This is a genomic window from Mesorhizobium sp. RCAM 06353, assembly GCF_059683585.1.
Map to the genome: position 1 here is coordinate 5,652,259 of NZ_CM185031.1, position 25,728 is coordinate 5,677,986.

28 protein-coding genes are annotated in these 25,728 nt (G+C 62.9%); 8 read left to right on the forward strand and 20 right to left on the reverse strand.

The annotated features are described in order from the left end of the window. Window positions 1-55: 55 nt before the first annotated feature. The 3 genes from purM to AC56QX_RS27515 are packed head-to-tail and all read left to right on the forward strand — an operon-like array spanning window position 56 to window position 2,409. Window positions 56-1,180, forward strand: coding sequence for a phosphoribosylformylglycinamidine cyclo-ligase (gene purM, locus AC56QX_RS27505; RefSeq protein ID WP_497111612.1), 1,125 nt, complete (start codon window positions 56-58; stop codon window positions 1,178-1,180). Continuing rightward, a complete protein-coding gene (purN, locus tag AC56QX_RS27510) occupies window positions 1,177-1,884 on the forward strand; it encodes a phosphoribosylglycinamide formyltransferase (RefSeq protein WP_497111613.1) in 708 nt (235 codons plus the stop codon). The genes purM and purN overlap by 4 nt, the downstream gene beginning before the upstream one ends. Window positions 1,885-1,899: 15 nt before the next feature. Then, a complete protein-coding gene (locus AC56QX_RS27515; RefSeq protein WP_497111614.1) occupies window positions 1,900-2,409 on the forward strand; it encodes a SixA phosphatase family protein in 510 nt (169 codons plus the stop codon). Window positions 2,410-2,455: 46 nt separating this feature from the next. Here the strand turns inward: AC56QX_RS27515 and AC56QX_RS27520 are convergent, their stop codons facing one another. The 4 genes from AC56QX_RS27520 to AC56QX_RS27535 form a co-directional block, all read right to left on the reverse strand. Beyond that, window positions 2,456-2,695 (reverse strand): DUF680 domain-containing protein, encoded by a 240-nt coding sequence (locus tag AC56QX_RS27520; protein WP_497111615.1) that lies wholly within the window; start codon window positions 2,693-2,695, stop codon window positions 2,456-2,458. 235 nt (window positions 2,696-2,930) lie between these two features. Continuing rightward, window positions 2,931-3,164 (reverse strand): DUF680 domain-containing protein, encoded by a 234-nt coding sequence (locus AC56QX_RS27525; protein ID WP_497111616.1) that lies wholly within the window; start codon window positions 3,162-3,164, stop codon window positions 2,931-2,933. 388 nt (window positions 3,165-3,552) lie between these two features. Next, window positions 3,553-3,780, reverse strand: coding sequence for a DUF680 domain-containing protein (locus AC56QX_RS27530; protein ID WP_497111617.1), 228 nt, complete (start codon window positions 3,778-3,780; stop codon window positions 3,553-3,555). A gap of 48 nt (window positions 3,781-3,828) precedes the next feature. Beyond that, window positions 3,829-4,032, reverse strand: a complete 204-nt coding sequence (locus tag AC56QX_RS27535) for a DUF680 domain-containing protein (RefSeq protein ID WP_497111618.1) — start codon at window positions 4,030-4,032, stop codon at window positions 3,829-3,831. A gap of 477 nt (window positions 4,033-4,509) precedes the next feature. Here AC56QX_RS27535 and AC56QX_RS27540 point away from each other — a divergent pair, with 477 nt between their 5' ends. After that, complete coding sequence (locus AC56QX_RS27540; protein ID WP_497111619.1) at window positions 4,510-5,187, forward strand: response regulator; 678 nt, start codon at window positions 4,510-4,512, stop codon at window positions 5,185-5,187. Beyond that, the gene (locus AC56QX_RS27545) at window positions 5,184-6,542 is read left to right on the forward strand and encodes a sensor histidine kinase (RefSeq protein WP_497111620.1); all 1,359 of its coding nucleotides are present in this window, start codon (window positions 5,184-5,186) and stop codon (window positions 6,540-6,542) included. Before AC56QX_RS27540 ends, AC56QX_RS27545 begins: the two co-directional genes overlap by 4 nt. A 13-nt stretch (window positions 6,543-6,555) precedes the next feature. On the opposite strand, the gene AC56QX_RS27550 is transcribed toward AC56QX_RS27545, so the two are convergent. The 6 genes from AC56QX_RS27550 to AC56QX_RS27575 form a co-directional block, all read right to left on the reverse strand. Beyond that, a complete protein-coding gene (locus tag AC56QX_RS27550; RefSeq protein WP_497111621.1) occupies window positions 6,556-7,434 on the reverse strand; it encodes an ABC transporter permease in 879 nt (292 codons plus the stop codon). Window positions 7,435-7,445: 11 nt separating this feature from the next. Continuing rightward, the gene (locus AC56QX_RS27555; RefSeq protein ID WP_497111622.1) at window positions 7,446-8,255 is read right to left on the reverse strand and encodes an ABC transporter ATP-binding protein; all 810 of its coding nucleotides are present in this window, start codon (window positions 8,253-8,255) and stop codon (window positions 7,446-7,448) included. A gap of 106 nt (window positions 8,256-8,361) precedes the next feature. Then, on the reverse strand, window positions 8,362-9,318 hold the full coding sequence (locus AC56QX_RS27560; RefSeq protein WP_497117924.1) for an ABC transporter substrate-binding protein: 957 nt from the start codon (window positions 9,316-9,318) through the stop codon (window positions 8,362-8,364). 243 nt (window positions 9,319-9,561) lie between these two features. Beyond that, entirely contained in the window at window positions 9,562-10,338 is a 777-nt protein-coding gene (dapB, locus tag AC56QX_RS27565; RefSeq protein ID WP_497111623.1) for a 4-hydroxy-tetrahydrodipicolinate reductase, read from the reverse strand. Window positions 10,339-10,346: 8 nt separating this feature from the next. Beyond that, window positions 10,347-12,440: an ATP-dependent helicase gene (locus tag AC56QX_RS27570; protein WP_497111625.1), complete on the reverse strand. Its 2,094-nt coding sequence runs from the start codon at window positions 12,438-12,440 to the stop codon at window positions 10,347-10,349. Between the two features lie 54 nt (window positions 12,441-12,494). After that, on the reverse strand, window positions 12,495-12,668 hold the full coding sequence (locus AC56QX_RS27575; RefSeq protein ID WP_497111626.1) for a hypothetical protein: 174 nt from the start codon (window positions 12,666-12,668) through the stop codon (window positions 12,495-12,497). Window positions 12,669-12,788: 120 nt separating this feature from the next. Here AC56QX_RS27575 and AC56QX_RS27580 point away from each other — a divergent pair, with 120 nt between their 5' ends. Further along, window positions 12,789-12,935, forward strand: coding sequence for a hypothetical protein (locus AC56QX_RS27580; RefSeq protein ID WP_497111627.1), 147 nt, complete (start codon window positions 12,789-12,791; stop codon window positions 12,933-12,935). A gap of 15 nt (window positions 12,936-12,950) precedes the next feature. On the opposite strand, the gene AC56QX_RS27585 is transcribed toward AC56QX_RS27580, so the two are convergent. The 4 genes from AC56QX_RS27585 to AC56QX_RS27600 form a co-directional block, all read right to left on the reverse strand. Beyond that, on the reverse strand, window positions 12,951-13,142 hold the full coding sequence (locus tag AC56QX_RS27585) for a hypothetical protein (RefSeq protein ID WP_497111628.1): 192 nt from the start codon (window positions 13,140-13,142) through the stop codon (window positions 12,951-12,953). Window positions 13,143-13,445: 303 nt separating this feature from the next. Then, a complete protein-coding gene (locus AC56QX_RS27590; protein WP_497111629.1) occupies window positions 13,446-14,618 on the reverse strand; it encodes a M20 aminoacylase family protein in 1,173 nt (390 codons plus the stop codon). Further along, a complete protein-coding gene (locus AC56QX_RS27595) occupies window positions 14,611-15,849 on the reverse strand; it encodes a Zn-dependent hydrolase (protein WP_497111630.1) in 1,239 nt (412 codons plus the stop codon). Before AC56QX_RS27595 ends, AC56QX_RS27590 begins: the two co-directional genes overlap by 8 nt. Next, window positions 15,846-17,054 (reverse strand): diaminopropionate ammonia-lyase, encoded by a 1,209-nt coding sequence (locus tag AC56QX_RS27600; RefSeq protein ID WP_497111631.1) that lies wholly within the window; start codon window positions 17,052-17,054, stop codon window positions 15,846-15,848. Before AC56QX_RS27600 ends, AC56QX_RS27595 begins: the two co-directional genes overlap by 4 nt. Window positions 17,055-17,157: 103 nt before the next feature. Here AC56QX_RS27600 and AC56QX_RS27605 point away from each other — a divergent pair, with 103 nt between their 5' ends. Then, entirely contained in the window at window positions 17,158-17,637 is a 480-nt protein-coding gene (locus tag AC56QX_RS27605) for an Lrp/AsnC family transcriptional regulator (protein WP_497111632.1), read from the forward strand. A gap of 35 nt (window positions 17,638-17,672) precedes the next feature. Further along, a complete protein-coding gene (locus AC56QX_RS27610; RefSeq protein WP_497111633.1) occupies window positions 17,673-18,860 on the forward strand; it encodes a flavin-containing monooxygenase in 1,188 nt (395 codons plus the stop codon). Between the two features lie 33 nt (window positions 18,861-18,893). On the opposite strand, the gene AC56QX_RS27615 is transcribed toward AC56QX_RS27610, so the two are convergent. From AC56QX_RS27615 to AC56QX_RS27640, 6 genes are all read right to left on the reverse strand, one after another. After that, the gene (locus AC56QX_RS27615; RefSeq protein WP_497111634.1) at window positions 18,894-21,002 is read right to left on the reverse strand and encodes a molybdopterin-containing oxidoreductase family protein; all 2,109 of its coding nucleotides are present in this window, start codon (window positions 21,000-21,002) and stop codon (window positions 18,894-18,896) included. 130 nt (window positions 21,003-21,132) lie between these two features. Continuing rightward, window positions 21,133-23,010 (reverse strand): ABC-F family ATP-binding cassette domain-containing protein, encoded by a 1,878-nt coding sequence (locus AC56QX_RS27620; protein WP_140768333.1) that lies wholly within the window; start codon window positions 23,008-23,010, stop codon window positions 21,133-21,135. 137 nt (window positions 23,011-23,147) lie between these two features. Continuing rightward, entirely contained in the window at window positions 23,148-23,594 is a 447-nt protein-coding gene (locus AC56QX_RS27625) for a Ros/MucR family transcriptional regulator (RefSeq protein ID WP_497117926.1), read from the reverse strand. Between the two features lie 161 nt (window positions 23,595-23,755). Then, a complete protein-coding gene (locus AC56QX_RS27630) occupies window positions 23,756-23,959 on the reverse strand; it encodes a hypothetical protein (protein WP_497111636.1) in 204 nt (67 codons plus the stop codon). After that, the gene (locus tag AC56QX_RS27635) at window positions 23,952-24,830 is read right to left on the reverse strand and encodes a DMT family transporter (RefSeq protein WP_497111638.1); all 879 of its coding nucleotides are present in this window, start codon (window positions 24,828-24,830) and stop codon (window positions 23,952-23,954) included. The genes AC56QX_RS27630 and AC56QX_RS27635 overlap by 8 nt, the downstream gene beginning before the upstream one ends. Beyond that, window positions 24,824-25,657: a hypothetical protein gene (locus AC56QX_RS27640; RefSeq protein WP_477437166.1), complete on the reverse strand. Its 834-nt coding sequence runs from the start codon at window positions 25,655-25,657 to the stop codon at window positions 24,824-24,826. Before AC56QX_RS27640 ends, AC56QX_RS27635 begins: the two co-directional genes overlap by 7 nt. Between the last annotated feature and the right edge of the window lie 71 nt (window positions 25,658-25,728).

Sequence of the window (25,728 nt, forward strand, 5' to 3'; positions counted from 1 at the left end):
CTTGCCCCCCGAAACCATTCATGCGAAGAGCCCGAAAACGAGCGGGAAAATTGCGATGAGCAAGCGCGACACAAGCCAGCCCAAAGCGGGCCAGCCCAAAACGAGCCAGCCCAAAACGAGCAAGCGCAGGAACGGGCTCACCTATGCCGAGGCGGGCGTCGATATCGATGCCGGCAATCTCATGGTCGAGAAGATCAAGCCGCTGGTGCGCGCCACGCGCCGGCCGGGCGCGGATGGCGAGATTGGCGGTTTCGGCGGCCTGTTCGACCTCAAGGCTGCCGGCTTCACCGATCCGGTGCTGGTCGCCGCCAATGACGGCGTCGGCACCAAGCTCAAGATCGCCATCGATGCCGGCAAGCACGACACGATCGGCATCGACCTCGTCGCCATGTGCGTCAACGACATCGTCGTGCAGGGCGCGGAACCGCTGTTCTTCCTCGACTATTTCGCCACTGGCAAGCTCGATCCCGACCAGGGTGCTGCGATCGTCGGCGGCATTGCCGAAGGTTGCCGACAGGCCGGCTGCGCGCTGATCGGCGGCGAAACGGCGGAAATGCCCGGTATGTATCACGGCAACGACTATGACCTCGCCGGCTTTGCCGTGGGTGCGGCCGAACGCGGCCAGCTTTTGCCCACCGACGACATCGTCGAGGGCGACGTGCTCTTGGGTCTCGCTTCCTCGGGCCTGCATTCGAACGGCTTCTCGCTGGTGCGCCGCATCGTCGCCACAAGCGGCCTGGCGTGGAGCGACCCGGCGCCGTTCAACGACGAGGCGACGCTGGCCGAGGCGCTGCTCGAACCGACCCGCATCTATGTCAAGTCGATCCTCAAGGCCATCCGCAACACGCATGGCATCAAGGCGCTGGCGCACATCACCGGCGGCGGCTTCCCTGAAAACATTCCGCGCGTGCTGCCCAAGGATTTTTCGGCCGAACTCGATCTCGAAGCCATCGATGTGCCGGCGGTGTTCTCGTGGCTTGCCAAGACCGGCGGCGTGGCGCCGGAAGAGATGATGCGCACCTTCAACTGCGGCATCGGCATGATCCTGGCGGTCGCTTCCGGCCAGGCGGCGCAGGTCGCAGCCGTGCTGCAGGAAGCCGGCGAGACGGTAACGCCGATCGGCCGCATCGTGCCGCGCCGCGACGCCGGCGTCATCTATCGGGGTTCGATCGGCCTATGAGCAGAAAACGCACGGTCGTCCTGATCTCGGGCCGCGGTTCCAACATGACCGCGCTGATCGCGGCTGCCAGCGACCCGGCCTTCCCGGCCGAGATCGTCGGCGTGATCTCCGACAAGGCCGACGCCGCCGGCCTCGGCATCGCTCGGGCGCGCGGTATCGCCACGCAGGTCATTGCCCGCGCCGACCATGGCAGCAAGCCGGCGCATGACGCGGCGATCGATGCAGCGCTCACGGCCTTCAATGCGGAGATCGTGGCGCTGGCCGGCTACATGCGCATCCTCTCCTCCGGCTTTGTCCAGAAATGGCAGGGCCGCATGATCAACATCCACCCTGCCCTGCTGCCGGCATTCAAGGGCCTCGACACCCATGCGCGCGCGCTGGCCGCCGGCCTGCGCATCCATGGCTGCACCGTGCATTTCGTCACGTCAGAGATGGATGACGGCCCGATTATCGCCCAGGCGGCCGTGCCGGTAATGGTCGGCGACAATGCCGATACGCTGGCTGCCCGCGTCCTGAAAGCCGAGCACAGGCTCTATGCCCTGGCGCTGGGGCTGGTCGCAGAAGGCAAGGCCCGCATGGAAGCCGGGCGAACGGTGCTTGCCCACTTTGCCGACGATGCCGACAACGGCACCTCGGTGGTGATGGCGCCCGATCCGCTGCGCGAGGAAGCCGACCTGGAGCATCTGGCGCGGATCACGCCGTGAGCCGAGAGTGCAGCGATGAGACAACTGCTTCTGCTTCGCCATGCCAAATCGAGCTGGGACGACCCTGCTCTCGATGATTTCGACCGGCCGCTCGCGCAACGCGGATTGAAGGCGGCCCGGTTGATCGGGCGAGAGCTTGCAGCGCGCGACTGGCTGCCCGACCAGGTGCTGGTGTCGTCGGCGCTGCGCACCCGCGACACCTGGCGGCTGGTCGCCGAGGAACTGCCGACGCGCCCCCGGGTCGTGTTTGCCAATGCGCTCTACGATGCTTCGGCGGCGGATATTTTGAGCCAGATTCGCCTGGCCGACCCGTCGAGCGGCTGCCTGGCGGTGGTCGGCCATAATCCGGGCCTGGAAGATCTGGCGAAACAGCTTGCCGGTTCAGGCTCGGAGGCCAAAGCCCGCAAGAGGCTCGAGGAAAAGTTTCCGACGACGGCTCTTGCGCGCTTTGTCTTCGAGGGCGATTGGTCCAGCCTGTCGTCCGGGCGGCTGACGCATTGCCTGCGCCCGAAGGATCTGAACTAGAAATCCGCCGCGGATAGTTGCGGCAGGCAAGCCCGCGGCCGAGATCTCAGTTCCCCCAGATGCCCTGACCGGGTTCCGGCCACTCGCTGGTGGTCTTCATCTTGGTGTCGGCTGCCTTGTGCCCTGCCATATCCGTGTTCTTGACCGCGCCGGTGACGGCATGATCGACGCCGGCAACCGAAGCAACCGGCTGGTTGGCATTGTCGGAGCCATAATGGTCACTGCCGGCAAGGGCGCTGCCGGTCGCAACGAGGATGGCGGCGATAGCGAGAGCGATCTTGTTCATTTCAATCTCCTGGTTCATCCGTTGGGCGGCGTCTTGGGAGGACGGTTCCGCTGGGGATAAGACCCGAGGCCGTCACGTTTTATTCCTGGAGGCCGAAGCTTTTTCTGCGGGGTGCGACGACCGGCTGCTCCAACCGATACCGGCCGGTGTCTGCCCTGTTGCGCAAAGATCAAGAGCGGCGGGCCAAGCCCACCGCTCTTTGTTATCGAGGCCTGCTGCTGAGAACAGCGTTGGCTTAGTTGCCCCAGATACCCTGGCCGGATTCCGGCTGGTTCGAATCGGGCGTCAGCTTGAAGCCGTGGTGCTCGACGGGCTTGCGGATCGAAGCCGTATAGCTGTGGTCGATATTGCCCGCGGGTGCGGTGATGGCCGGCTGGTTGACGTTGTCCGAACCATAATGGTCGCTGCCGGCGAAGGCGGTGCCCGTGGCAACAAGGATGGCGGCGGCGGCAAGTACGATCTTGGTCATTTTCTTTACTCCAGTATTCCTGGTTCTGTCCGTCAAGTGGCGTGCCCTTGGGAGGAATTTCGCGTCGCTCGGACAGGCTGGAAGTGGGTTTTTCGTTCGTCGACTTCCAATCACGAAGATGTGCCATCACGCGCCAGATTCAGATCTTGAATTTTTGGCCAAGGGATTAAGCGCAAACAATTTTATTGATAAATATCATACGGTTACTGGAGATCACCCGATGCATGTTGTGGCGATTCATCGAGCCGGCGGCGACCATTCGCTCACGCTTCGTCAACATAAGTTGAACCGATCGGTTCGATTTTAGATCAGCACCGCCGCGTGCACAAAAAACAAGAGCGGCGGGCCAAGCCCACCGCTCTTTGTCGTCTTCCGGGAATTGAAGGAATTAACGGCCCCAGATGCCCTGGCCAGACTGGGCCGGCACGTTGGCATTGGCGTCGCCCTGTGTCTTTACGGATTTCGCGATCGAACCGGTATGCGTGGTGTCGACGTTGGCGGACGACTGGCTGACAACCGACTGGTTGACGTTGTTGGAGCCATAATGGTCGCTGCCGGCGAAAGCGGTGCCCGTGGCAACGAGGATGGCGGCGGCGGTGAGTGCGATCTTGGTCATTTTAAGTACTCCTGAATTCAAGGTCAGGTTGATATCGGCAGTCGCGATTTAGCGGCCGAAAAGGTTACGATCAGCGCCCTGCGGAGCCTGGGTCTGGACGGTTGCGGTCGACTTCGAAATCGAAGCGGTGACCGAATGGTCGACAGTGGCGGCGGGCTGATTGACATTGGCCGCACCATAATGGTCGCTGCCAGCGAAAGCGGTGCCCGTGGCAACGAGGATGGCGGCGGCGGTAAGAGCGATCTTGGTCATTTTGGTTACTCCAGTATTCCTTGTCCTGTCCGTCTAGTGGCGCGCCCTCTGTGGGGAATTCACGTCGCTCGGACCACTCCGAAGTAGGGAATGCTTTTTGGGACTACCAGTCGCGCCGATTTTGCAGAATTTCCTTATATTATAGACGGTGCATATTGCATTGCAGCAATTTTTTCTCGATTTATGTAATAATTTCAATATATTAAGCTCAGAGGCTTTAACGAAACTGGCGTGCTTTTGGAGGTCATTGTTCACTGTTTGCGATACAATCTGTCAATCAGAACCGAACCGTTCGGTTCGATTAGCGGATGAAAACGGCCTACCCGAATCTGCAAGGGCCTGTTGTTAGCCGTGACCCAGATCGCATTTGTCTTGCGTTGAGATCGATCCTGTCGCTCATTCAGAGAAGATCAGGGGTGCCACGGCCGATCAGGCCCAAGGCGAACCGCTGGGGATGAGATTCGGACTGCCATAGATATGCGACTGCTGCTTGTTGAGGACAATCACGAACTGGCCGACTGGTTGGGCAAGACCTTGCGCCAGGCGAATTATGTGGTCGACATCGTCCATGACGGCGAGGATGTCGAGCATGCGTTGGCCGCTGGCGACCACGCGCTTGTCATCCTCGACCTGGCGCTGCCGGGCATGAGCGGCCTGGAGGTGCTGCGCATGCTGCGGGCGCGCGGCAACCGGGTGCCGGTGATCGTGCTGACTGCCAATGCCAGCCTTGACGGTCGGGTCAAGGGCCTCAACGAAGGCGCCGACGACTATCTGGCCAAGCCATTCCAGATCGAGGAGCTCGAGGCCCGTATCCGGGCGCAGCTGCGACGCGCCAATGACCGGACCGCGCCTGTCGTTGCCTGCGGCGATCTCGTTTTCGACACCAACACAAGGCTGTTTTCGCTTGCTGGCGAAATACTCGCGCTGACACCACGCGAACACGCGGTGCTGGAGCAATTGATGGTCAAGGCCGGGCGCACGGTGAGCAAGGCAGCACTTTCGGCGGCGATCTACGATTTCGAGACCGACGCTGACCCCAGCGCCATCGAGATCTATGTGCACCGTGTGCGCAAGAAGCTCGAGGGGTCGCGGGTCCAGATCGCCACCTTGCGCGGCCTCGGCTATCTCTTGCGTCATGACGATTCGGTGCCATGAGGATTAACAGCCTCCGGCTACAGCTTCTGGCCTGGGTGGTTCTGCCGCTCGCCGGACTCGCCACCATCAACCTGTGGACCAGCCACCGCAACGCGCTGGCAACCGCGGACCTTGTCACCGACCGCATGCTGATGGGCTCGGCGCGATCTATTGCCGAACGTGTCGCCGTGGCCGACGGCGTGCTCGACGCCACGATACCGCCGGCGGCGATCGAAATGTTCGATACCGGTGACCAGGACAGCGTTTACTACCATGTCAAGACAGCTGGAGGGCGGCTGCTGACCGGCTACCCGGACCTGCCGGAGGCACCGAAGTCTTCCAACAGCGAGGCAAGCTATCGCGACCATCGGCTGAGGCTGCTTACCTTCAGCCACGCGGTGGTCGGTGCCGGCAACGATCCGCCGATCACCGTTACCGTTGGCGTCTCGCTTGCCGGACACGACGCCATGGTGCGGCGTCTTTGGTTTGGCGCCTTTGCCCAGCAGCTGGCCCTGGTGGCGATTGCGGGCTTGTTCGTTCTGCTGGGTCTGCATCGTGGCCTTGCGCCTCTGATCCGCTTGCGCGACGCGGTGCGCTCGCCGCGCCGAAGCGACCTTGACCCCGTTGAAGTGCCGGGCGCGCAGAACGAGATCCGCCCGCTGATCGACGCTCTGAACGCCTATATGGAGCGGGTGCGGGCGCAGATGTCGGCGCAGCGCCGCTTCATCGCCAATGCGGCGCACCAGTTGCGCACGCCGCTGGCATTGCTGTCTACGCAAGCGAGCTACGCGCTGCGCGAAACTGTCCCCGACGCACGCCAGGAAGCGCTGGTTGCGCTGCAGGCAAGCTCCGGCAGACTGGCGCGGTTGGCCGAACAGTTGCTCACCCTGTCCCGCGCCGAACCGGGCAGCCGGCGGCCACGCGCCGACCGCATCGACCTGACCGAGGCAGCGCGGCACGTGCTGGAAACGCAGGCGCCGGCGGCGATCGCCCGCAACATCGATCTCGGCCTCGAGGAGGCCGGCTCCGTGCCGGTCATCGGCGACGGCACCATGCTGCGCGAGATGATCGTCAATCTCGTCGACAATGCGCTGCGCTACTCCTCTTCAGGCGGCAGCGTCACGGTGACACTGGCGGCCGTCGACGGCGAAGCCGTGCTGACGGTCGCCGATGGCGGGCCTGGCATCCCGATCGACGAGCGGGATCACGTATTCGAGCGCTTCTACCGCATCGCCGGCTCGACCGAGGAAGGCAGCGGGCTGGGGCTCGCCATCGTGCGCGAGGTCGTCGAAAATGCCGGCGGCCGCGTCACCCTGCGGGATGGCGCGGCCGGCGGTCTGGTGGTTGAAGTGCGGCTGCCGCTGGCGGGCAGTTAGTATACTTCGCCGCTCACTGCGTCTCGTTCAAAGGCTGGGGGCGCCATTTTGCGAGGCGATTCTCGACCATAGTCATCAGGTACTCGGCACCGAGCGCCACCACCATGACAATGACGATCGCGGCGTACATGCCGGCGGCATCGAAGGACCCCTTGGCGATGTTGATCAGCAGGCCGATGCCGAAGCGCGCGCCGACGAACTCGCCGACGATCGCGCCGATGATGGCAAAGCCGAAGCTGACATGCAGGCTGGCGAAGATCCAGCTCATCGCCGAAGGCACAATCACCGAGCGGGTCAATTGCCAGTTGGACGCGCCGAGGATGCGAGCATTGGCGATCATAGCCCTGTCGGCTTCCCGCACGCCCTGGAAGGCATTGTGGAAGACGACGAAGAAAACCATCACGAAGGCAAGCGCCACTTTCGAAGCGAGGCCAAGGCCGAGGATCATGATGAAGATCGGCGCCAGAACCACGCGCGGAATGGAATTGATCACCTTGATGTAGATCGAGAAAATGTCGGCGGCCATGCGGTTGCGACCGAGCGCCACGCCGACGATGATGCCGGCGACCGAGCCGGTCACGAAGCCGATGACCGATTCCTCCATGGTGACATAGAGATGATACCAGAGCGGCCCCTCGGACGTTCCTTCCGTCGTCCATTCATAGAGCCGCTGCGCGATCGCGCTCGGCATTGCGTAGAAGAACGGATCGATCCAGGCGAGGCGCGCGGCGACTTCCCAAAGGCCGAGAAAGGCAATGAGGATGGCGACCCGCCAGAAGATCACGGTGCGGCGACGGTGCTGCGATGCCTTTGCCGCGGCCGCTTCAATTTCCGCGTCTGATGTACCAGGCTTGAAAGCCCCTGCTCTGATGTCGATGGCGGCATCTGTCATGGCGTTCCTCCTCAAGCTGCCGCACGCGCATAGCTGGTCTCGACCTCTTCCTTGAGGTCGGCCCAGATGGTGCGCGAGTAATTGATGAAGCTCTGCTCGTAGCGGATATCGGCGACGACGCGCGGGCGCGGCAGATCAATCGTGTAGACCGATTTTACCGTGGCCGGCCCGGCGGTCAGGACATAGACCTTGTCGGCGAGCGCGATCGCCTCTTCGAGGTCATGTGTGACGAAGACCACGGAAGCCTTTGCCTGCGACCACAGGCGCAGCAATTCCTCGTGCATCAGCACGCGCGTCTGTACGTCAAGCGCTGAAAACGGCTCGTCCATCAGAAGGATCTCTGGGCCGTTTATGAAGGTCTGTGCCAGCGCCACGCGTTTGCGCATGCCGCCGGAGAGCTGATGCGGATAATGGTGCTCGAAGCGCGACAGGCCTACGCGCGCCAGCCAGTCGCGTGCAGCGGCCGAGGCATCGGCCTTGGCTCTGCCACGAAACAGCGGGCCGGCCATCACGTTCTCGATCACGGTTCGCCACGGAAACAAGGCATCGCTTTGGAAGACAAAACCGATGCGTGGGTCTATCCCCTTAACAGGGGCACCCATGACACGGACCTCGCCAGCGCTCGGGCTGGCCAGCCCGGTGACGAGGTTCAGGGTGGTGGACTTTCCGCAACCCGTTGGACCGACAACGGCAACGAATTCGCCGCGCTCGACGGTCATGGTGAAATCGCGCAGCGCGGTCAGTGACTTGCCGGTTGGCGATAGGAAGCGACGGCTGACGTTGATCAGTTCAATCGCTGGTGTGGTCTTTTCAGGGGCCATGGTGGAACTCCGGGTTCGAGCGGACGCCAGCCGTCGGCCAGGGCCGCCGGACGTCAAAAACTGACGACTGCCGGCGCGATGTCGCGCATCGCGCCGGCACGGTTCGCTATTTGGCGTTCTTGACGAATTCCGAGGTGTAGGTCTTGGAGAGGTCGATCTGCTTGCCCTGCAGTTCCTTCTTGAAGGCTGAAAGAACCGTCAGCACCGTCTCCGGGCCTCCCTCGGGCATTATCCCGTCGGGAGTGAACATTGCCTTACCGGCATCGAGGGCCTTCACGTAGCCTTCCTTGTCGCCGACATAATAGTCCTTCGGCATCTTGTCGGCGATCTCGGCGCCGCTATGCGTGTTGATGAACTTCTGCGTCTTGACGAAGGCATTGGCCAGCTTCTGCACGATGTCCTTATGCGCTTCGACCCAATCGGTCTGCATATAGAGGGATGCGGCCGGGTAAGTGCCGCCGAGCGCAGCCTTGGTGCCCTCCATTGTGCGCATATCGATAAGAACGGTCGCCTCGCCTGTCTTTAGCAGCCGGGTGATCGTCGGCTCGGTCGTCATGCCTGCCTGAATCTTGTCCTGCTGCATGGCGGCGATGAAGGTGGTGCCGGCGCCAACCGGAACCGAGGTAAATTCGCCGAGCTTCAAGCCGTTCTTGACGGCGAGATATTCCGTAAGAAAATTCGTCGATGATCCCAGACCGGTCACGCCCAGGCTCATTCCCTTGAAGTCGGCGGGCGATTTGATCTCTGGATGCTTGGTCGAAACAAGCTCGACCTCGCCCGGCGCCTGGCTGAACTGGACGATCGATTCGACGAATTTGCCCTTCGCCTGCAGATCGATGCAGTGATCGTAGAAACCGACAACTCCCTGCACGGCACCGGCAAGCATCTCGTTTTCGGCGTCGACGCCGGCCGGTTCATTCAGCAATTCGACGTCGAGGCCCTCGTCCTTGAAGTAACCGAGCGCTTCGGTCAGCTTGGCTGGCAGATAAATCTGTTTCTCGTAGCCGCCGACCATGATGGAGATTTTCTCGTCGGCGCGTGCGGACGGCGCTGACAAGGCCATGGTGGCGACGAGTGCGGTTGTGGCGGCTGAATCAAGCAGAATTCGCGCGAGCGACATGGCCTCTTCCCTTTGTTCGTTTCCCGCGCCCCTCTCTCTCCCATCGCTTTTGCGCGACAATATGGTGGCGCCGGTCAACAGTTATGGCACCAACCTTTCAGCCAGCTTTCAAGGAAAAGCTGAAAATCAAAGCTTACGGATTGGTAAGCTGCGGCTAGCGGACGTGCCGCGACAACGCACGCCTGCTCAATCATTCAGCCTAAGCACGTCGCGCATATCGTATTCGCCGGGCGAGCGTCCCGCCATCCAGAGTGCTGCGGCGATGGCGCCACGGGCAAACATGATGCGGTCGCCGGCGGCATGCGACAAGGTCACAAGCTCGCCTTCGGCACAGAAGCTGACGCTGTGTTCGCCGACGATGCTGCCGCCGCGAACCACGGCAAAACCGATCTCGCCGGCCGGACGCGCTCCGGTGGCGCCGTCGCGGACGCGCTTGGCGACAGTTTCCAGTTCGATGCCGCGTCCACCGGCAACGGCCTGGCCCAGCATCAGCGCGGTGCCCGACGGCGCATCGATCTTGTGGCGATGATGCGCCTCGAAAATCTCAGCATCCCAGTCGTCGGGATCGAGTGCACGGGCCGCCTGCTCGACCAATCCGACCAGCATGTTGAGCCCGAGCGAAAAGCTGCCGGAGCGGACGATGGGAACCGTTCTCGCGGCATCCGCTACGGTCGCCAGTTCGGCTGCATCAAAACCGGTCGAACCGATCACCAAAGCGGGGCCGCCCCGGCTTGCGCAAAACCTTGCCAGGTCGGCCGATGCAGCTGGCGTGGTGAAATCGATCACGACATCGGCCATGGCAAGCGCCTCGTCGCGGGTCACCAGCCCGTCACCGACACTGCCTGGCCGATGGAAGCGGGCCGTAAGCGCCAGCCGCGGATCGGCCTGAACGGCGTCCGCCATCTGGCGGCCCATGCGGCCGAGCGCCCCGGCGATGGCAATCCTGACCGGCGGTTGCGCCATGGCGTCAGCTATTTCCACATGCCGCGCATGCGTGCGCCGATGTCGACGCGCACCTCCGGCCGGGGTGCCCTGCCCTGTGCTTCTTGCGCGCTCGGCCAGGACACCTGCTGGAATGCCGAGAGTATGGAGGCCGGGATGAAGCGGGTGCGCGAGGCATAGAGATGGCGGTCGCCGCGCGCCGCCTGGCCGTGCGGAAAGAAGCGCTGCGGCATGACCAGGTTGAGATTGTCCTTGGCCCTTGTCATCGCGACGTAGAGCAGCCGGCGCTCTTCCTCGATATCCTCCTTGGTGCCGACGCCGAGATCGGCCGGAATGCAGCCATCGACCGTGTTGAGCACGAAGACATTCTTCCACTCCTGGCCCTTGGCCGAGTGGATGGTCGACAGGATCAGATAGTCCTCGTCGCGATGCGGCGGTCCGGCCTGGTCACTGGTCGCGTCCGGAGGATCGAGCGTCAGTTCTGTGAGGAACCGTTCGCGCGAAGCATATCCCGATCCGATCTGCTCGAGCTGCAACAGGTCGGCGCGGCGGGTGATCGCGTCTTCGTGGATACGCTCCAGATGCGGCTCGTACCACAGCCTGACCTGTTCGAGGTCGGCCGGCCATTTGGCGCCGGCCCGCAGGCCGGCATAGAGCGAGACGAAACCCGGCCAGTCGTCCGCCGCACGCTGCGGCGGGCGCCAGCCGGCGAGGCCCATCGCCTCATCCAGTGCCGTGGTCATCGTCTCGACAATCTGTCCGGCGGCCGAGGGGCCAATGCCCGGCATCAGTTGCAGGACGCGAAAACCGGCGACACGGTCGCGCGGGTTTTCGGCGAAGCGCAGCACCGCCAGCACATCCTTGACATGAGCGGCATCGAGGAATTTCAGGCCACCGAACTTGACGAAGGGAATGTTGCGCCGCGTCAGCTCGATTTCCAGCGGCCCGCTGTGATGCGAGGCGCGAAACAGCACCGCTTGCGATTTCAGCGCCGTGCCGGCCTCGCGCTCGGCAAGGATCGTATCGCAGACAAAGTTCGCCTGCTCGACCTCGTCGCGCACGCTGACCAGCCTTGGCTTGTCGGTGGATTTGCGCTCCGACCAGAGGTTCTTGGTAAAACGCTCCGAGGCCTCGCCAATGACCGCATTGGCGGCGGCCAGAATGGTTTCTGTCGAGCGGTAGTTGCGCTCCAGCATGACCACATCGGCGGCTTGCGCGAACTGGTTGGGGAAATCGAGGATGTTGCGCACCTCGGCGGCACGGAACGAATAGATCGACTGTGCATCGTCGCCAACCACGGTCAGCCCGGCGCCGTCGGGTTTCAGCGCCATCAGGATCGAAGCCTGCAGCCGGTTGGTGTCCTGGTATTCGTCGACCAGCACGTGGTCGAAACGCCCGCCGAGATGTGCCGCGATTTCCGGCTCGGCCGCCATCTGCGCCCAGTAGAGCAGCAGATCGTCGTAATCGAGCACATTCTGCGCCTGCTTGGCCTCGACATAGCCGGCGAACAGCAGCTTGAGCTGATCGGCCCAGCCAGCGCACCAGGGAAAGGCAGAGCCCAGCACTTCGCCGAGCGGCGCCTGCGCGTTGACGGCACGCGAGTAGATGGCAAGGCAGGTGCCCTTGGTGGGGAAGCGCGCTTCCGTTTTCGAGAAACCGAGTTCGTGGCGCACGAGGTTCATCAGATCGGCGGAATCCTCGCGGTCATGGATGGTGAAGGCCGGATCGAGGCCGATCTCCAGCGCATAGTCGCGCAACAGCCGCGCACCGATGCCGTGAAAGGTGCCGGCCCAGGTCAGCGCGTCGGTGATGACCGCGGCGTCGCGGCCGAGCACTTCGCCGGCGATGCGCTCAACGCGCTTCGCCATTTCAGATGCGGCGCGGCGCGAAAAAGTCATCAGCAGGATGCGGCGCGGGTCGGCGCCCTTGACGATCAGATGAGCGACGCGATGCGCCAGCGTGTTGGTCTTGCCCGAGCCGGCGCCGGCAATGACCAGCAAAGGACCCGCGATCTTGCCATCGCCATGTTCGACGGCCTGACGCTGGGCATCGTTCAAGCGAGCGAGATAGGCAGGCGCGACGGTCGATTCCAAAAAGGTCGAATCATGGGCGGCGAGGTTCATCGCCCATCAAGCATCGTTTCCGCTTTGTTCGCAACAAGTAAGCGGTATGACGAATTAGCGCCGGGGATCGACACCCATGGCCGCCGATTGTCGGCGCAGAGCGTCGCGGTCACTTCTCGGTGCGGGCAACAGAAGGGGGTCGATGTCGCCGGGCACGTCATCGATCATCCTGCGCGCGAGGCGGTAGGTGACATAGGCAAAGGTGCCGGCCAGAAGCAAACGGATCATGCAGCGGTCTCCTCTAATAGAGATCAACCGCAAGCGTGGCGTTTTGTTCCCGTTCGCAACCAAACCAACATCGCCTCGTTTTGAGATTGGAGGCTCGTTGTGAGACTGGAGGCGGTAGCGATGAAAAAGCTAGGATTTAGCCTTGTTCTGGTGGCTTTGGCTGTCTCGGCCTGCGACAACAAACTGCCACCGACGAAGGCTCCTGGTGCCGAACAAAGTTTTCACGCCGGTAATCCCGTCATGAACGCAGGGGCTGTCGGCAAGTGAGTATGTTCGGTTCAGTCAGGTGACAGTCGGAACATCAGGCATTGCCGCGATGCACTCCTCAAGGCGCTCGAGGCGGAACTTGGCATTGCGCAGTTCGTGCCCAGCTTCCTGTCGTTGCTGACGGCCCCGGGACGGTGACGCCGCTGTGAGGTTTCTTTCGAGTTCAGCGATGCGCGCACGCACCTGCCGCGCCTCGTCCTGACGCAACGCCTTTATCCAGCCCCGCCCGCGCATCCGTCTTCCCGTAAAACCCCAAAGACCTGCGGCTTCCATGCCAGAAAGATTTTAACGCCCGGCAAGTGCGACTATTCCAAATTTAATGAGCACTAATTTAGCAGGCTTTCACCGCAACGAAGAAGGCCGGCGCCGCTTGGGAGGAGAAGGCGCCGGCCAAGCGGATAAGAGGTCCGCCGCGTAGCGGAGGTTAGCTGAGTCTTTCCGTTGCGTCATTGAGGATCGTCGTTTGATAAAAACGTACAAAACCGGTTCGGGCATCCAATCAAACCACGATCATCTGCCGGTCCCGTTGCCCAGTCTTTGCCTGGCGATGGCGACATGGAAATTCGTGCCGAACAGTAACCCGTCATCGTTGAAGTCGTAGCTGGAATTGTGCAGCGGCGGCGAGGCCTCGCCATTGCCAAGGAAGACGAAGCAGCCCGGCACGTGATCGAGGAAGCGGGCGAAATCCTCCGAAGCGGTCATCGGCTCGCGGGCGACCGCGATATTGCCGGGCTCGAAGACGTTTCCTGCGGCGGCGAAGGCCGCGTCAACCAGTTCGGCATCGTTGCGCAGCGGCACGAATTCGCGCGTATAGGTAACATCGGCGGTGACATTGTAGGCGGCAGCGGTACCCTCGGTGATGACGCGCATCTGGCGTTCGATCTCGGCGCTGACTTCTGGACGGAAGCTGCGCGCATCGCCGAGGATGCGGGCAAGACCCGGCAGCGCGTTGCGGGTGCCGTCGGTGATCAGTTCGGTCACCGAAACCACCGATATGTCGGCCGGGCTCAGGCGGCGCGAGACGATGGTCTGCAGATTGGTGACCAGCGCACAGGCGGCGACCAGCGTTTCATTGCCCGAATGCGGCCGCGCCGCGTGGCCGCCGAGACCTCTAAGCACGATCTCAAAATTGTCCTCGGCCGACATGACGGGGCCGGCACGGGTCTCGAAGTGGCCGACGGGAAGGCCGGGCATGTTATGCAGGCCAAAAATCTCGTCGAAAGGGAAGCGCTGCATCAGGCCATCGTTGAGCATGGCCAGCGCGCCCCTGCCCCACTCCTCGGCCGGCTGGAAGATGAAGCGCACGGTGCCGTCGAAACCACCCTCGCCGGCCAGCAGCTTTGCCGCGCCAAGCAGCATGGCCGTGTGGCCGTCATGGCCGCAGGCATGCATGACGCCAGGATTGCCGGAGCGATAGGGCGCGGTCGACTGCTCTGCTATGCGCAGCGCATCCATATCGGCCCTCAGCGCAATGGCGCGGTTGCCGCTGCCGCGTTTCAGCGTGCCAACGACACCGGTGCCGCCGACACCCTCCGTGACATCGTCGAGGCCGAATTCGCGCAGCTTGGCCGCGACAAAGGCAGCGGTGCGTTTCTCCTCGAAGCCGAATTCGGGGTGCGCATGCAAGTCGCGCCGCCAATTGGTCATCTCGCGCTTCAGTGTTTCGGGATCGAGTTCAGCCATTCCTCCGCCCCTCCGCAAGTTCAGTGATCACATCAAGCAGGATGTTGGCGCCGGCAACAAGCTCGGCATCTTCGGTGTGCTCGTGCGGACTGTGGCTGATGCCTCCGGCGCTCGGCACGAAGATCATTGCCGCCGGCGCAATGCGCGCGATCATTTGCGCGTCATGACCGGCACCAGAAGTCATGCGACGCGAGGCAAGCCCGCGCTTCCTCGCGGCGGCCTCGATCAGTTCGACGACTCGGCCGTCGAAGATAACCGGCTCGAAGCGCGCTAATCTTTCGACCGTTACAGTGATGCCCTCGGCGGCAAGCTGTTCGAGAAAGCCCGCCAAGGCCGCCTCCTGCGCCTGCAGGCGCTGCTCGTCGGGATCGCGCAGATCGACGGTGAAGACGGCGCGCGATGGGATGACGTTGATGGCGTTCGGCTCGAAGCTCATCGTGCCGACGGTGGCAACGGTTGCCGCGTTGGAGGCAGTTGCCCGATCATGCAGGAATGTGACGATTCGTGCCGCGGCATATCCGGCGTCGCAGCGCATCGACATCGGCGTGGTGCCGGCATGGTTGGCGACGCCATCGAGGGTGATGCGCTGCCAGGAAATCCCTTGCAGGGTTTCCACCGCACCGATCGGGATGCCTTCGCGCTCCAGAACCGGCCCCTGCTCGATATGCAGTTCGACATAGAGGTGCGGCTTGAGAAAACCCGGTTCGCGGTCGCCGGCATAGCCGATGCGGGCGAGTTCCTGCCCAAGCGTGCTGCAGTCGGTGCCGACAGCGGCAAGTGCTGCTTCGACATCGACGCCGCCGGCATGGACCAGCGACCCCATCATGTCGGGAGAGAAGCGCACGCCTTCCTCATTGGTGAAGGCCGCGACGGCGAGCGGGCGCGACGGCGAGAGCCCCGAGGCCTTCAGCGTCTCGATCACCTCCAGCCCGGCAAGCACGCCGTAGCAGCCGTCATAGATGCCGGCGTCGATGACCGTGTCGATATGCGAGCCGATGAGCAGCGGTGCCTTGTCTGCATTGTCAGCACTTTGCCAGATGCCAAAAATGTTGCCGATGCGGTCGATGGCGACATCGAGCCCGGCCTGGCTCAGCCAGCCGACGAAGAGGTCGCGGCCCTGCTTGTCGGTGTCGGAAGCGGCCAGACGCGTCAGCCTGCCCTCGTCGTCGCGGCCAACGGCGCCGAGTTCACGGATTCGATGGAGCAGGCGCTGCGCGTCGATGGCAATCATGGTGTCGCCTCGGCAGCGAGCTTGCCGGCCAGCACATCGGCCGGGCTCATGCCGACCAGTTCGGCATAGCGATGCGGGTCGGTGGCACCTTCGGTGTTGATCACCAGCACGCGCGATTTGCCGTCGAGGCCGAGATCGGCTTTGTTCTCGGCCACCGCCCGGATCAGTCCGGCAAGACCGACGCCGCCGCTCTCGCCGGCGACGATCACCGGATCGCTGCCGGCCGGCCGAGCCAGCCTTCGCATCACCGCGATGGCGTCGTCCTCCTCCACGGTCATGAAGGCGTCGGCAACGCGCGCCAGTACGCGCCAGGCGACCTGCGAGGCCTCATAGCATTCAAGCATGGCCATGACAGTCGGCTGGTCGTGCGCCACCTTGACCACATGCCCTGCCACAGCGGCTGCGACGATGCATGCGGCACGCGCGGGCTCTACGACAATGAAGGTTGGCCTGGCGTCGCCGAGCACGATGGCGAGATGGCCGGCCACCGCGGCGGCAATGCCGCCGACGCCTGCCTGGACGAAAACGTGGGTCGGTGGCTCCGGCAATTGGCGCAGCGCTTCGCGCACGATCGCCGTATAGCCCTGCATCACCAGACCAGGAATACGCTCGTATCCCGGCCACGACGTATCCGACACCACGGTCCAGCCTTTCTCGGCCGCGACCTTGGCGGCTTGCCTGACCGAATCGTCATAATTGCCATCGACAGGAACCAACTCCGCGCCGTATCGGGCGATTGCGGCGATCCGCTCGTCGCTGACACCGGCATGAACGAAGATCACGGCCCTCGCACCGCCAAGCTCGGCGCCTTGCGCGACAGAGCGCCCATGGTTGCCGTCGGTGGCGCAGGCAAATGTCATCTTCGCGGCAACCGAGCGAACATCGGGGCTGTTGAGATCCTCGACATCGACGGCGTGGCCAAGCCGCTTGGCCGCCTCCTCCAGCACCAGGCGAAAGACAGCATAGGCGCCGCCCAGAGCCTTGAAGCTGCCGAGGCCGAGACGAAAGCCCTCATCCTTGACATGCAACGCAGCGAGGCCGAGTTCGCTCGCCAGCGCCGACAGCGCGTGCAGCGGCGTCATCGAATGATTGTCACGATGGGCAAGGAAGCGCTCGACCGTGTCCGCCCCGGCAATCCCAAGGGTTTCGGCATCGGCCGCATCAAGCGGCTTGCCGTGCAGAGCGTTGCGATTGGGCAGGAACACTGGCGCCTCCTTGGCAGTCAGCGAGACCATATTGCAGGACAGGCGCAAAGAGCGCTGTAATTGGGCCTCCGAAATGCAAGTTTGTTTCGCCGGGATAGCTCCATTGCCTCCATCACCACCTTCGCTCGATAGCTTCGATCTCGCCATCCTTGCCATCCTGCAGCGGGACAACACGACGCCGCAGCGGCTGATCGGCGAAGCGGTGAACCTGTCGGCACCGGCGGTGCAGCGCCGTATCAAGCGCATGGAGCAGGCCGGCGTCATCGCAGGCAATGTCGCCATCATCGAACCCACGGCGGTCGGCCAGCCCATCACCATCTTCGTCGAGGTGGAGCTGGAGAGCGAGCGCACCGAGCTCATCGACACGGCCAAGCGGCAATTCTCGGAAACGCCTGAAGTGCAGCAATGCTATTATGTCACCGGCGAAGCCGACTTCATCCTCGTCATCACCGTGGCCGACATGGGCGCCTATGAGGCGCTGACGCGAAAGCTGTTCTTCGGCAGCTACAATGTCCGGAAATTCCGCACCTTCGTCGCCATGGACCGCGTCAAGGTCGGGCTGACGGTGCCCCTGCCGGATTGAGCCTTGCCGGCAGGCGGGTCCCAGTCGGGGCCGCCATGCTTTTGACATTCTCAGGACGCGAGTTGGGCTGGGAGGCGCGCTTGGACGACATCACAACAGTAGCGATCATCGGTGCCGGGCCGGCCGGCCTCGCCGTTGCCGCATGCCTGCGACAGGCCGGCATCGACTTCATCATCATCGAAAAAGAGCAACAGGCCGCGCCAGCCTGGCGGCGCCATTACGAGCGCGTCCATCTGCACACGACCAAGCGCTATTCGTCGCTGCCCTTCGTGCCCTTTCCCCAACACTATCCGCGTTACGTGCCGCGCGATCTCTTCGTCGAATACCTCGATGCCTACGCGCAACGCTTCGACCTCAAGCCCAGGTTTGGGGAAACGGTGAAAGCGATCACCCGGGAGGGTCGCGGCTGGCTTGTCGACGCCACATCCGGCCCGTTGCGCGCCAAACATGCGGTGATCGCGTCAGGCTACAATGCCGAGCCCTTGCGGCCCACATTTGCCGGCATCGGCAGCTTCACCGGCAAGACACTGCACAGCGCCGACTATCGCAATGCCACGCCTTTCGCCGGTCAGTCCGTGCTGGTCGTCGGCATGGGCAACACCGGCGCCGAGATTGCGCTCGATCTGGCGGAAAACGGCGCACAGCCGACGATTTCCGTGCGCGGCGGCGTTCATATCGTGCCGCGCGAACTGTTCGGCGTGCCCATCCAGATGGTCGGCATGGCGACGCGCCTGGGGCCGCAACGCCTCAACGATGCTCTTTTCCCGATCATCCTCGACCTGGTGTTGGGCAGGCTGGAAAAATATGGCCTCAGACGACCGGGACAGGGACTGCTGGAACAGATTGCGATTGCATCGCGCATTCCGGTGATCGATGTTGGCACTATCGGCAAGATCCGCGAAGGCGCAATCAAGGTTGCGCCCGACATCGCCGAGATCTCGGAACGCGGCGCCCGTTTTACAGACGGCAAACGCGGCGAATTCGACGCGATCATCTTCGCCACTGGTTACCGGCCGGGCTATGCCAGATTTCTCGAGCCAAGCATCCAACCGGACCGCAGTGGCGTTACCCCCAAAGCTTCGGATCTCGGCCTCTACCTCGTTGGCTTCCACAATGCAGTCACCGGGTTGCTGCGCGAGATCGGGATTGAGGCCCAGGCGATCGCCGACGATATCCGGCATCGGCTGAACAGGAAAAAGGCGGCCGAAATCCTGCCGGTATAGTCAGGCCCCAGATGGCCGACGCGCTCGCCCAGCTCAACTTGCCTTGCGCAGCCAGACCTTGTTGTCGTGGAAGGCAGCACCACCATAGGGCGCCGGCGCATCGGCGCCGGTCAGCACGTTGATGCCCTCGCCGCGCTCATGGGCGCTGTTTGGCCAGATGCCTTCGGCGATCACGACGCCGCGCTTGATGCCGTCGAAGAATTTCGCGTGCAGCACCAGGTCGCCGCGCCGGTTGCCCACCTCGACACGGTCGCCATCGGCAAGCCCAAGGTCCGCCGCATCGTCGGGATGCAGGAGCAGCACCGGCCTGCCTTCCTTTTCCTTCGACACCGGCGTCTCGGCAAAGGTCGAGTTGAGGAAATTGCGTGCCGGCGAGGTCGTCAACCGGAACGGATGCGCCTCGTCCGCCACTTCGATCAGGTCGACATGGTCGGGAAACTCCGGCAGCCGTTCCACCGGTCCGAACAGGCCCATGCTCTTCGGCGGCCGGTTAGGAGCCGCCTGACCGGTCCAGTCGGCGCGGAAGCGGAATTTTCCATCCGCATGGCCGAAGCCTTTAATGAAATGCGCGGTCTCGAAATCCGGCTGCAGATCGAGCCATTTTTGCTCTTTCAAGCTGTCGAAGCTGCCCAGTCCGCGCTTGCCGAGAATGATGTCGATATGCTGCTGTTCGGTGAGACCAAAGCCCGGGCGATCGGCGACCCCCAGGCGCTCGGCCAGCTGCTCGATGACGAAATGGTTGGTGCGCGGCCCCTCCGGCGGCTCGATCAGCTTGGGGCCGAGGGTGATGTGCTGGTTGCCGCCGCCCTTGTAGACGTCGTCGTGCTCGAGGAACATCGTTGCCGGCAGCACGACATCGGCAAGCTTGGCGGTGTCGGTCATGAACTGCTCGTGCACGCACGTGAACAGGTCGTCGCGCAGAAAGCCCTGTTTCACCAGCCGCTGCTCGGGCGCGACATTCACCGGGTTGGTGTTCTGGATCAGCATCGCCGTCACCGGCGGTCCGCCATAAAGCGCGTCGCTGGCGCCGGTCAGCACCGGGCCGATGCGCGAATGGTCGAGATAGCGGATCGAGGGATCGCGCATCCTGGAGCCTTCCAGCACATCCTGGTTGAGCTTGAAGATGCCGGAATTCGAGTGGAAGGCACCGCCACCTTCATATTGCCAGCTGCCGGTGACCGCGGCGATGCAGGACGCGGCATGCATGTTGACGGCACCGTTGCGCTGGCGGGCAAAGCCGTAGCCGAGGCGGAAATAGGTTTTCTTGGTCGTGCCAACCAAGCGCGCGAAGGCTTCGATTTCAGCGACGCCAAGGCCGGTAATTGCAGAGGCCCATTCCGGCGTGCGCGTCTTCAGATGCGCCTCCAGCCCCTTCGGATCGTCCGTGTATTTCTCGAGATAGGCGCGGTCGGCCAGGCCTTCCCGGAACAGCACATGCATGACCGCACAAGCCAGCGCGCCGTCGGTGCCGGGCTTCAGCACCAGGCCCATGTCGGCCTGCTTCATGGTCGCGTTTTCATAGACGTCGATGACGACGATCCTTGCGCCGCGTTCCTTGCGCGCCTTGATGGCATGGGTCATCACATTGACCTGCGTGACCACGGCATTGGTGCCCCAGATCACCACGCAATCGGACTTCGCCATCTCGCGCGGGTCGGGCCCGCGCAAGGCGCCCGCCCCCATCATCCAGCCGGTCCAGGCCAGATTGGTGCAGATCGAGCCAAAGAAGCCCGAATACTTTTTCGCGTGACGAAGCCGGTCGATGCCGTCGAGCTGCACCAGCCCCATCGTGCCGGCATAGAAATAGGGCCACACCGTCTCCGAGCCATATTTTGCCTCGGCGGCGATGAATTTTTCGGCGACGAGGTCGAGTGCGGCTTCCCAGCTCGCGTCCTTCCAGACGCCATCGCCCTTGGCGCCGGCGCGGATCAGCGGCTTCAGCAGCCGGTCGGGGTGGTGGACACGGTCGGCATAGCGCGCAACCTTGGCGCAGACCACACCGGCCGTATAGGTGTTGGACTTGGCGCCATGGACGCGACCGATGCGGTTGCCATCGAGCAGCTCCACCTCGAGCGCACAGGTCGACGGGCAATCATGCGGACAGGCCGAATGGCCGATGCGGAGCTTGGCGTGCTGGTTCATGGGGGCAAGTTAGCTGGTTCCGAACGAGGCGTGTAGGGCCAGATTTGCCCGCAAGTTGCCTTTGGCGGATAGCTTTTCTACCCGATATGGCGAGGCGGCGGTTCATCCTCCCCTCGAAGGGGAGAGTAAATCACTCCGCCGTGCCTTCCTCATACTCAGCCGACATGGTCAGCCATTTTTCTTCGTGGCCGGCGAGCGTCTGAGCGAGTTGCGAGCGCTCCTTGGCCAGGCGTGTCGCCGTCGAGGGATCCTTTTCATAGATCGCAGGGTTGGCCAGTTCATCCTCAATGCCGTCGATACGCTTGCGGATACGGTCCATCAGCGCTTCGGTGGCGCGGATTTCCTTGGCCAATGGTTCGAAGGCGGCGCGGCGCGCTGCCGCGTCGCGGCGGCGGTCGGCTTTTGAGGCCTTGTCCGCCTCGCGCTTGCCGCGGCGGTCGCCGGACACGCCGGTGACCAGCGTCTTGTAGTCCTCCAGGTCGCCATCATACGGGTTGACCGCGCCATCCTTGACCAGCCACAGCCGATCGGCCGTCGCCTCCAGGAGATGGCGATCGTGCGAGATCAGGATGACGGCGCCGGGAAATTCGTTGAGCGCATGGATCAGCGATTCGCGGCTGTCGATGTCGAGATGGTTGGTCGGCTCGTCGAGGATGAACAGGTTCGGCCCCTCGAAGGCCGACAGGCCCATCAGAAGGCGCGCCTTCTCGCCACCCGACAGGTCCTTGGCGGGCGTATTCATCTTCTCGGTGGTGAGACCGAACTGGGCGACGCGGCCACGCACCTTGGATTCCGGCGCCTCCGGCATCAGCCGGCGGACATGCTCATAGGCGTTTTCTTCCGGCCGCAGGTCATCGAGCTGGTGCTGGGCGAAGATCGCCACCTTCAGCCCGGGCGCCACCGTCATCGTGCCGCTCTCCTGCTTGAGACGGCCGGACAGTAATTTGGCGAAGGTCGACTTGCCGTTGCCGTTGGCGCCGAGCAGCGCGATGCGATCGTCGGCGTCGATGCGCAGCGTCATCTTCTTCAGGATCGGCTGGCCCTCGGTGTAGCCGACATTGACGTTGTTCAGCGCAACGATCGGCGACGCAACCGTCTTCACCGGTTCGGGGAAAGAGAACGGCCGCACCGAATCGTTCACGATGGCCGCGATCGGCTTCATCTTCTCCAGCGCCTTGATGCGCGACTGCGCCTGCCTGGCCTTCGACGCCTTGGCGCGAAAACGCTCGACGAAGGATTCCATATGCTTGCGGGCGGCTTCCTGCTTGACGCGGCCCTTTTCCTGCAATTCCTTCTGCTCGGTATACTGGCGCTCGAACTGGTCGTAGCCGCCGCGCCAGAAGGTCAGCTTCTTCTGGTCGAGATGAACGATCGAGTTGACGGCACGGTTGAGCAGGTCGCGATCGTGCGAAATCAGCAATACGGTGTGCGGATACTTCGACACATAGTTTTCCAGCCACAACGTGCCTTCGAGATCGAGATAGTTGGTCGGCTCGTCGAGCAGCAGAAGGTCAGGCTCTGAAAACAGCACGGCGGCCAATGCCACGCGCATGCGCCAGCCGCCGGAGAAGGACGAGGCGGGACGGCGTTGCGCGGCATCGTCGAAACCGAGGCCGGCCAGGATGGTGGCGGCGCGAGACTCGGCCGAATGCGCGTCGATGTCGGCCAGCCGCATGTGGATATCGGCGATGCGGTGCGGATCGGTGGCCGTCTTTTCCTCTTCGAGCAGCGCCGTGCGTTCGAGGTCGGCCTTGAGCACGATCTCGATCAGCGGCTCCTCGGTTCCCGGTGCTTCCTGCGCCACCTGGCCGATGCGCGTGTTCTTCGGCAGGCTGATCGAACCGGTCTCGGAGGGAAAATCTCCGGTGATGGCTTTGAACAGCGTCGTCTTGCCGGTGCCGTTGCGACCGACAAGGCCGGCCTTGGTGCCGGCGGGCAAGGTCAGCGAGGCGTGGTCGAGAAGCAGGCGCCCGGCCATGCGGAGCGAAAGGTCGTTGATGATCAGCATGGTCGCGCTTTTGCACTGGACATCAACGCTTCGCAAGACCTTGCGGGCCAGTTGGCCGCACAAGGCCTGAAAACGACGCGTGCAACCGCGCCGTCAGGGCAGCCGATCAGTGGCTTGCCATACCAGTCAAGCCGCGCTCAGGAAGTCGCCTTGCGCTTTGGCTTGGCCACGGCGGCCGGCACTGCTGCCGGTTTGCGGCCAAGGCCTGTCGACTTCGCCAGCGCCGACCGGGTCGCCGAGTAATTCGGAGCGACCATCGGATAGTCCGGGGGCAAACCCCATTTGGCCCGATAGTCGTCCGGGCTCAAACCATAGTCTGTCCTGAGGTGTCGCTTGAGCGACTTGAACTTCTTTCCGTCCTCCAGGCAGACGATGTAGTCGGGAAACACCGACTTTTTCGGATTTACGGCCGGAACCAGGCTCGGGCTTTCCACAACGGCCGCGCCAGCCAGCTTTCGAACCGATGCGCTGACGCTGGCAATCAAGTCAGGCAGGCCGGCCGCTGGAAGCGGATTGTTGCCTACATAGGCCGAGACAATATCGGCTGTTAGCTCGATAATGGTCTTATCCTCGATATTTGACAATTCTTTCACCCTATTTGCGACAAAGTCGTCCACCCCAGCGAAGACTTTCGTCGATGTATCTCTTTAACCGCGTCCCCCAACGGGCCGCCAAGCGCCAAAACGAATCAAGACTTGGCGTCAACTATTTTTATTGGAAAGCGACGACGTGCAAATTAGAAAATCTAATACTTGGACACAGCAGACTTGGTTGTCCGGGCGTCGGCCAATATCTCAAGAATACGCCGCCAGCGAGCACACCGCCCGAAATCCTTCTGTTCAATCGCCTTCTCGGCCTTCATCGCCGCGTAAAGCGGTGCCTCGGCGCCAAATTCCTTGATGAGCCAATCTGCTTCCCGCCTGGCGAGACGTTCATTTTCGTCAAACATAGTCTTGCGCCTCCGAACGTTCCAGGCCGACCGCGATACAACTGCCGATGACGAGGACCGCGCCGGCAATGGCGGTAGCCGTCAGTCGTTCGCCAGACAAGGTCAGCAGCAATGTCGAAGCAATCGGCGTGAGATAGGCGACGACTGCGACCTTGCCGCTGCCTTCGAGCTTCAGGGCGCGCGACCAGAAGTAATAACCCAGCCCCATCGGGCCGGCGCCGAGATAGAGCCCAAGCGCCAGATCCACGCCGGCCGGCCAGGCGACGCCTTCGCCAGCAGACCACAAAAACGTCAAGGCGACGCCGACCAGCGACGAGGGCAGCAACAGGCGCTCCGGCGAAGTGGCGAGCCGTCCCACCATCACCGAATAGAAAGCCATGCACAGCGCAGACCCGAACGCGGCGAAATAGCCGACAAGATCGCCCTGGAACCAGGTGCTCTCACGCCCCCCCGAAATCACCAGCGCGACGCCGACGAACCCAAAGGCCGCGGCAAGGCCGAGCAGTGCCGGACGCCGCGGATTTTCGAAGGCGATCACTGCCGCGGCAACCATCAAGGGCCAAGTGTAAGCCACGAGATTGGCTTCGATCACCGGCATCGAGGCGAAGGCAATGTATTGCAGCACCATGGTGCCGACGAGACCGATGAAGCCGACCACGAGCGGTACGAGCGCGGCTCTGGCCGCGACCGGCGCGACTTTCTCCCGGCTCATCAGACGGATAGCAGCGAAGACCAGTGCAGCCCCTGCAAACTGCAGGAACTGCACCTGCGACACCGGATGGTTCTCCAAGAGGGATTTGCCGACCAACGCATTGGTCGACCACAAAGCCACCGCGCCGGTGGCAAAGACCAGCGCGGATCTGACTACCATGTGTCCCTCGCTCCGCCTGCAACCGGTGCTTCGACGGCGGCCGGCGTGGGATGCTCCGCCTCGAACCGGCGATAGGCCGGCAACTGGTTGGTCCAAACGTCTTCGGCCAGTTCGTTGACCCATTCGCGGTCGTGATCATTGTCGGCGGCGAGGTAGAACATGCGGTTGTCGTCGACATAGGGCTTGGCCACCGAGCGCTGGTTGAGCACCAGGGTGACGCGCTCGCCATAGTGGATCGGCGCCGTGCGATGCAGGACGCCGAGGAACTGGCCGAGCGTCGCGTATTTCATCTTGTGATCGATGCGCATGATGCGGTTGCGCGGGATTTCGCGTCCGGATTCGAGAATGGCGCGGCCGGTCTCGGAATCGTCGCAATAAATTTCGAGATGGCCGCCGACCAGCGGATCGCTGATCGACAGCGGAATGAGCTCGGTGACCGGAACGCCGTCGCAATGCCATTCGACGGCGCCGTCCCTGGGATTCATGAAGGTAACGGTCGAGCCGACAATCGACAGCGGATAGGGCTCCAGCTTCGTGCCCATCATGTCGGAAAGGCGCTCCAGGCGCAGCTTATCGTGCAGCAACTCCTTGATTTCTGGGATGAAACGGTCGGCGCCGGTGATGAAGGTCAGGTCGAGGTGCTTGTGCACGGCATGGCTGGCCTTGAGCTTCAGGGCGGCTTCCTCGATTGCGGCAAGCAGTGCCGGATCATAGCCATGCAGAAACTGCGCAACGCCGAAACTCGACACTTTCCAGGCGGTTTCGTGTCCGATAATGGCCTCGCGGCTCATCGCATAGCGCAGTTCGGGTATGGTATGTGCGTTCATTGTACTTCTCCAAGTGGGGGGCAAACACTTGGTTAACAGTCGATTAAATTAGCCCCCCTGTAAAATTAGGA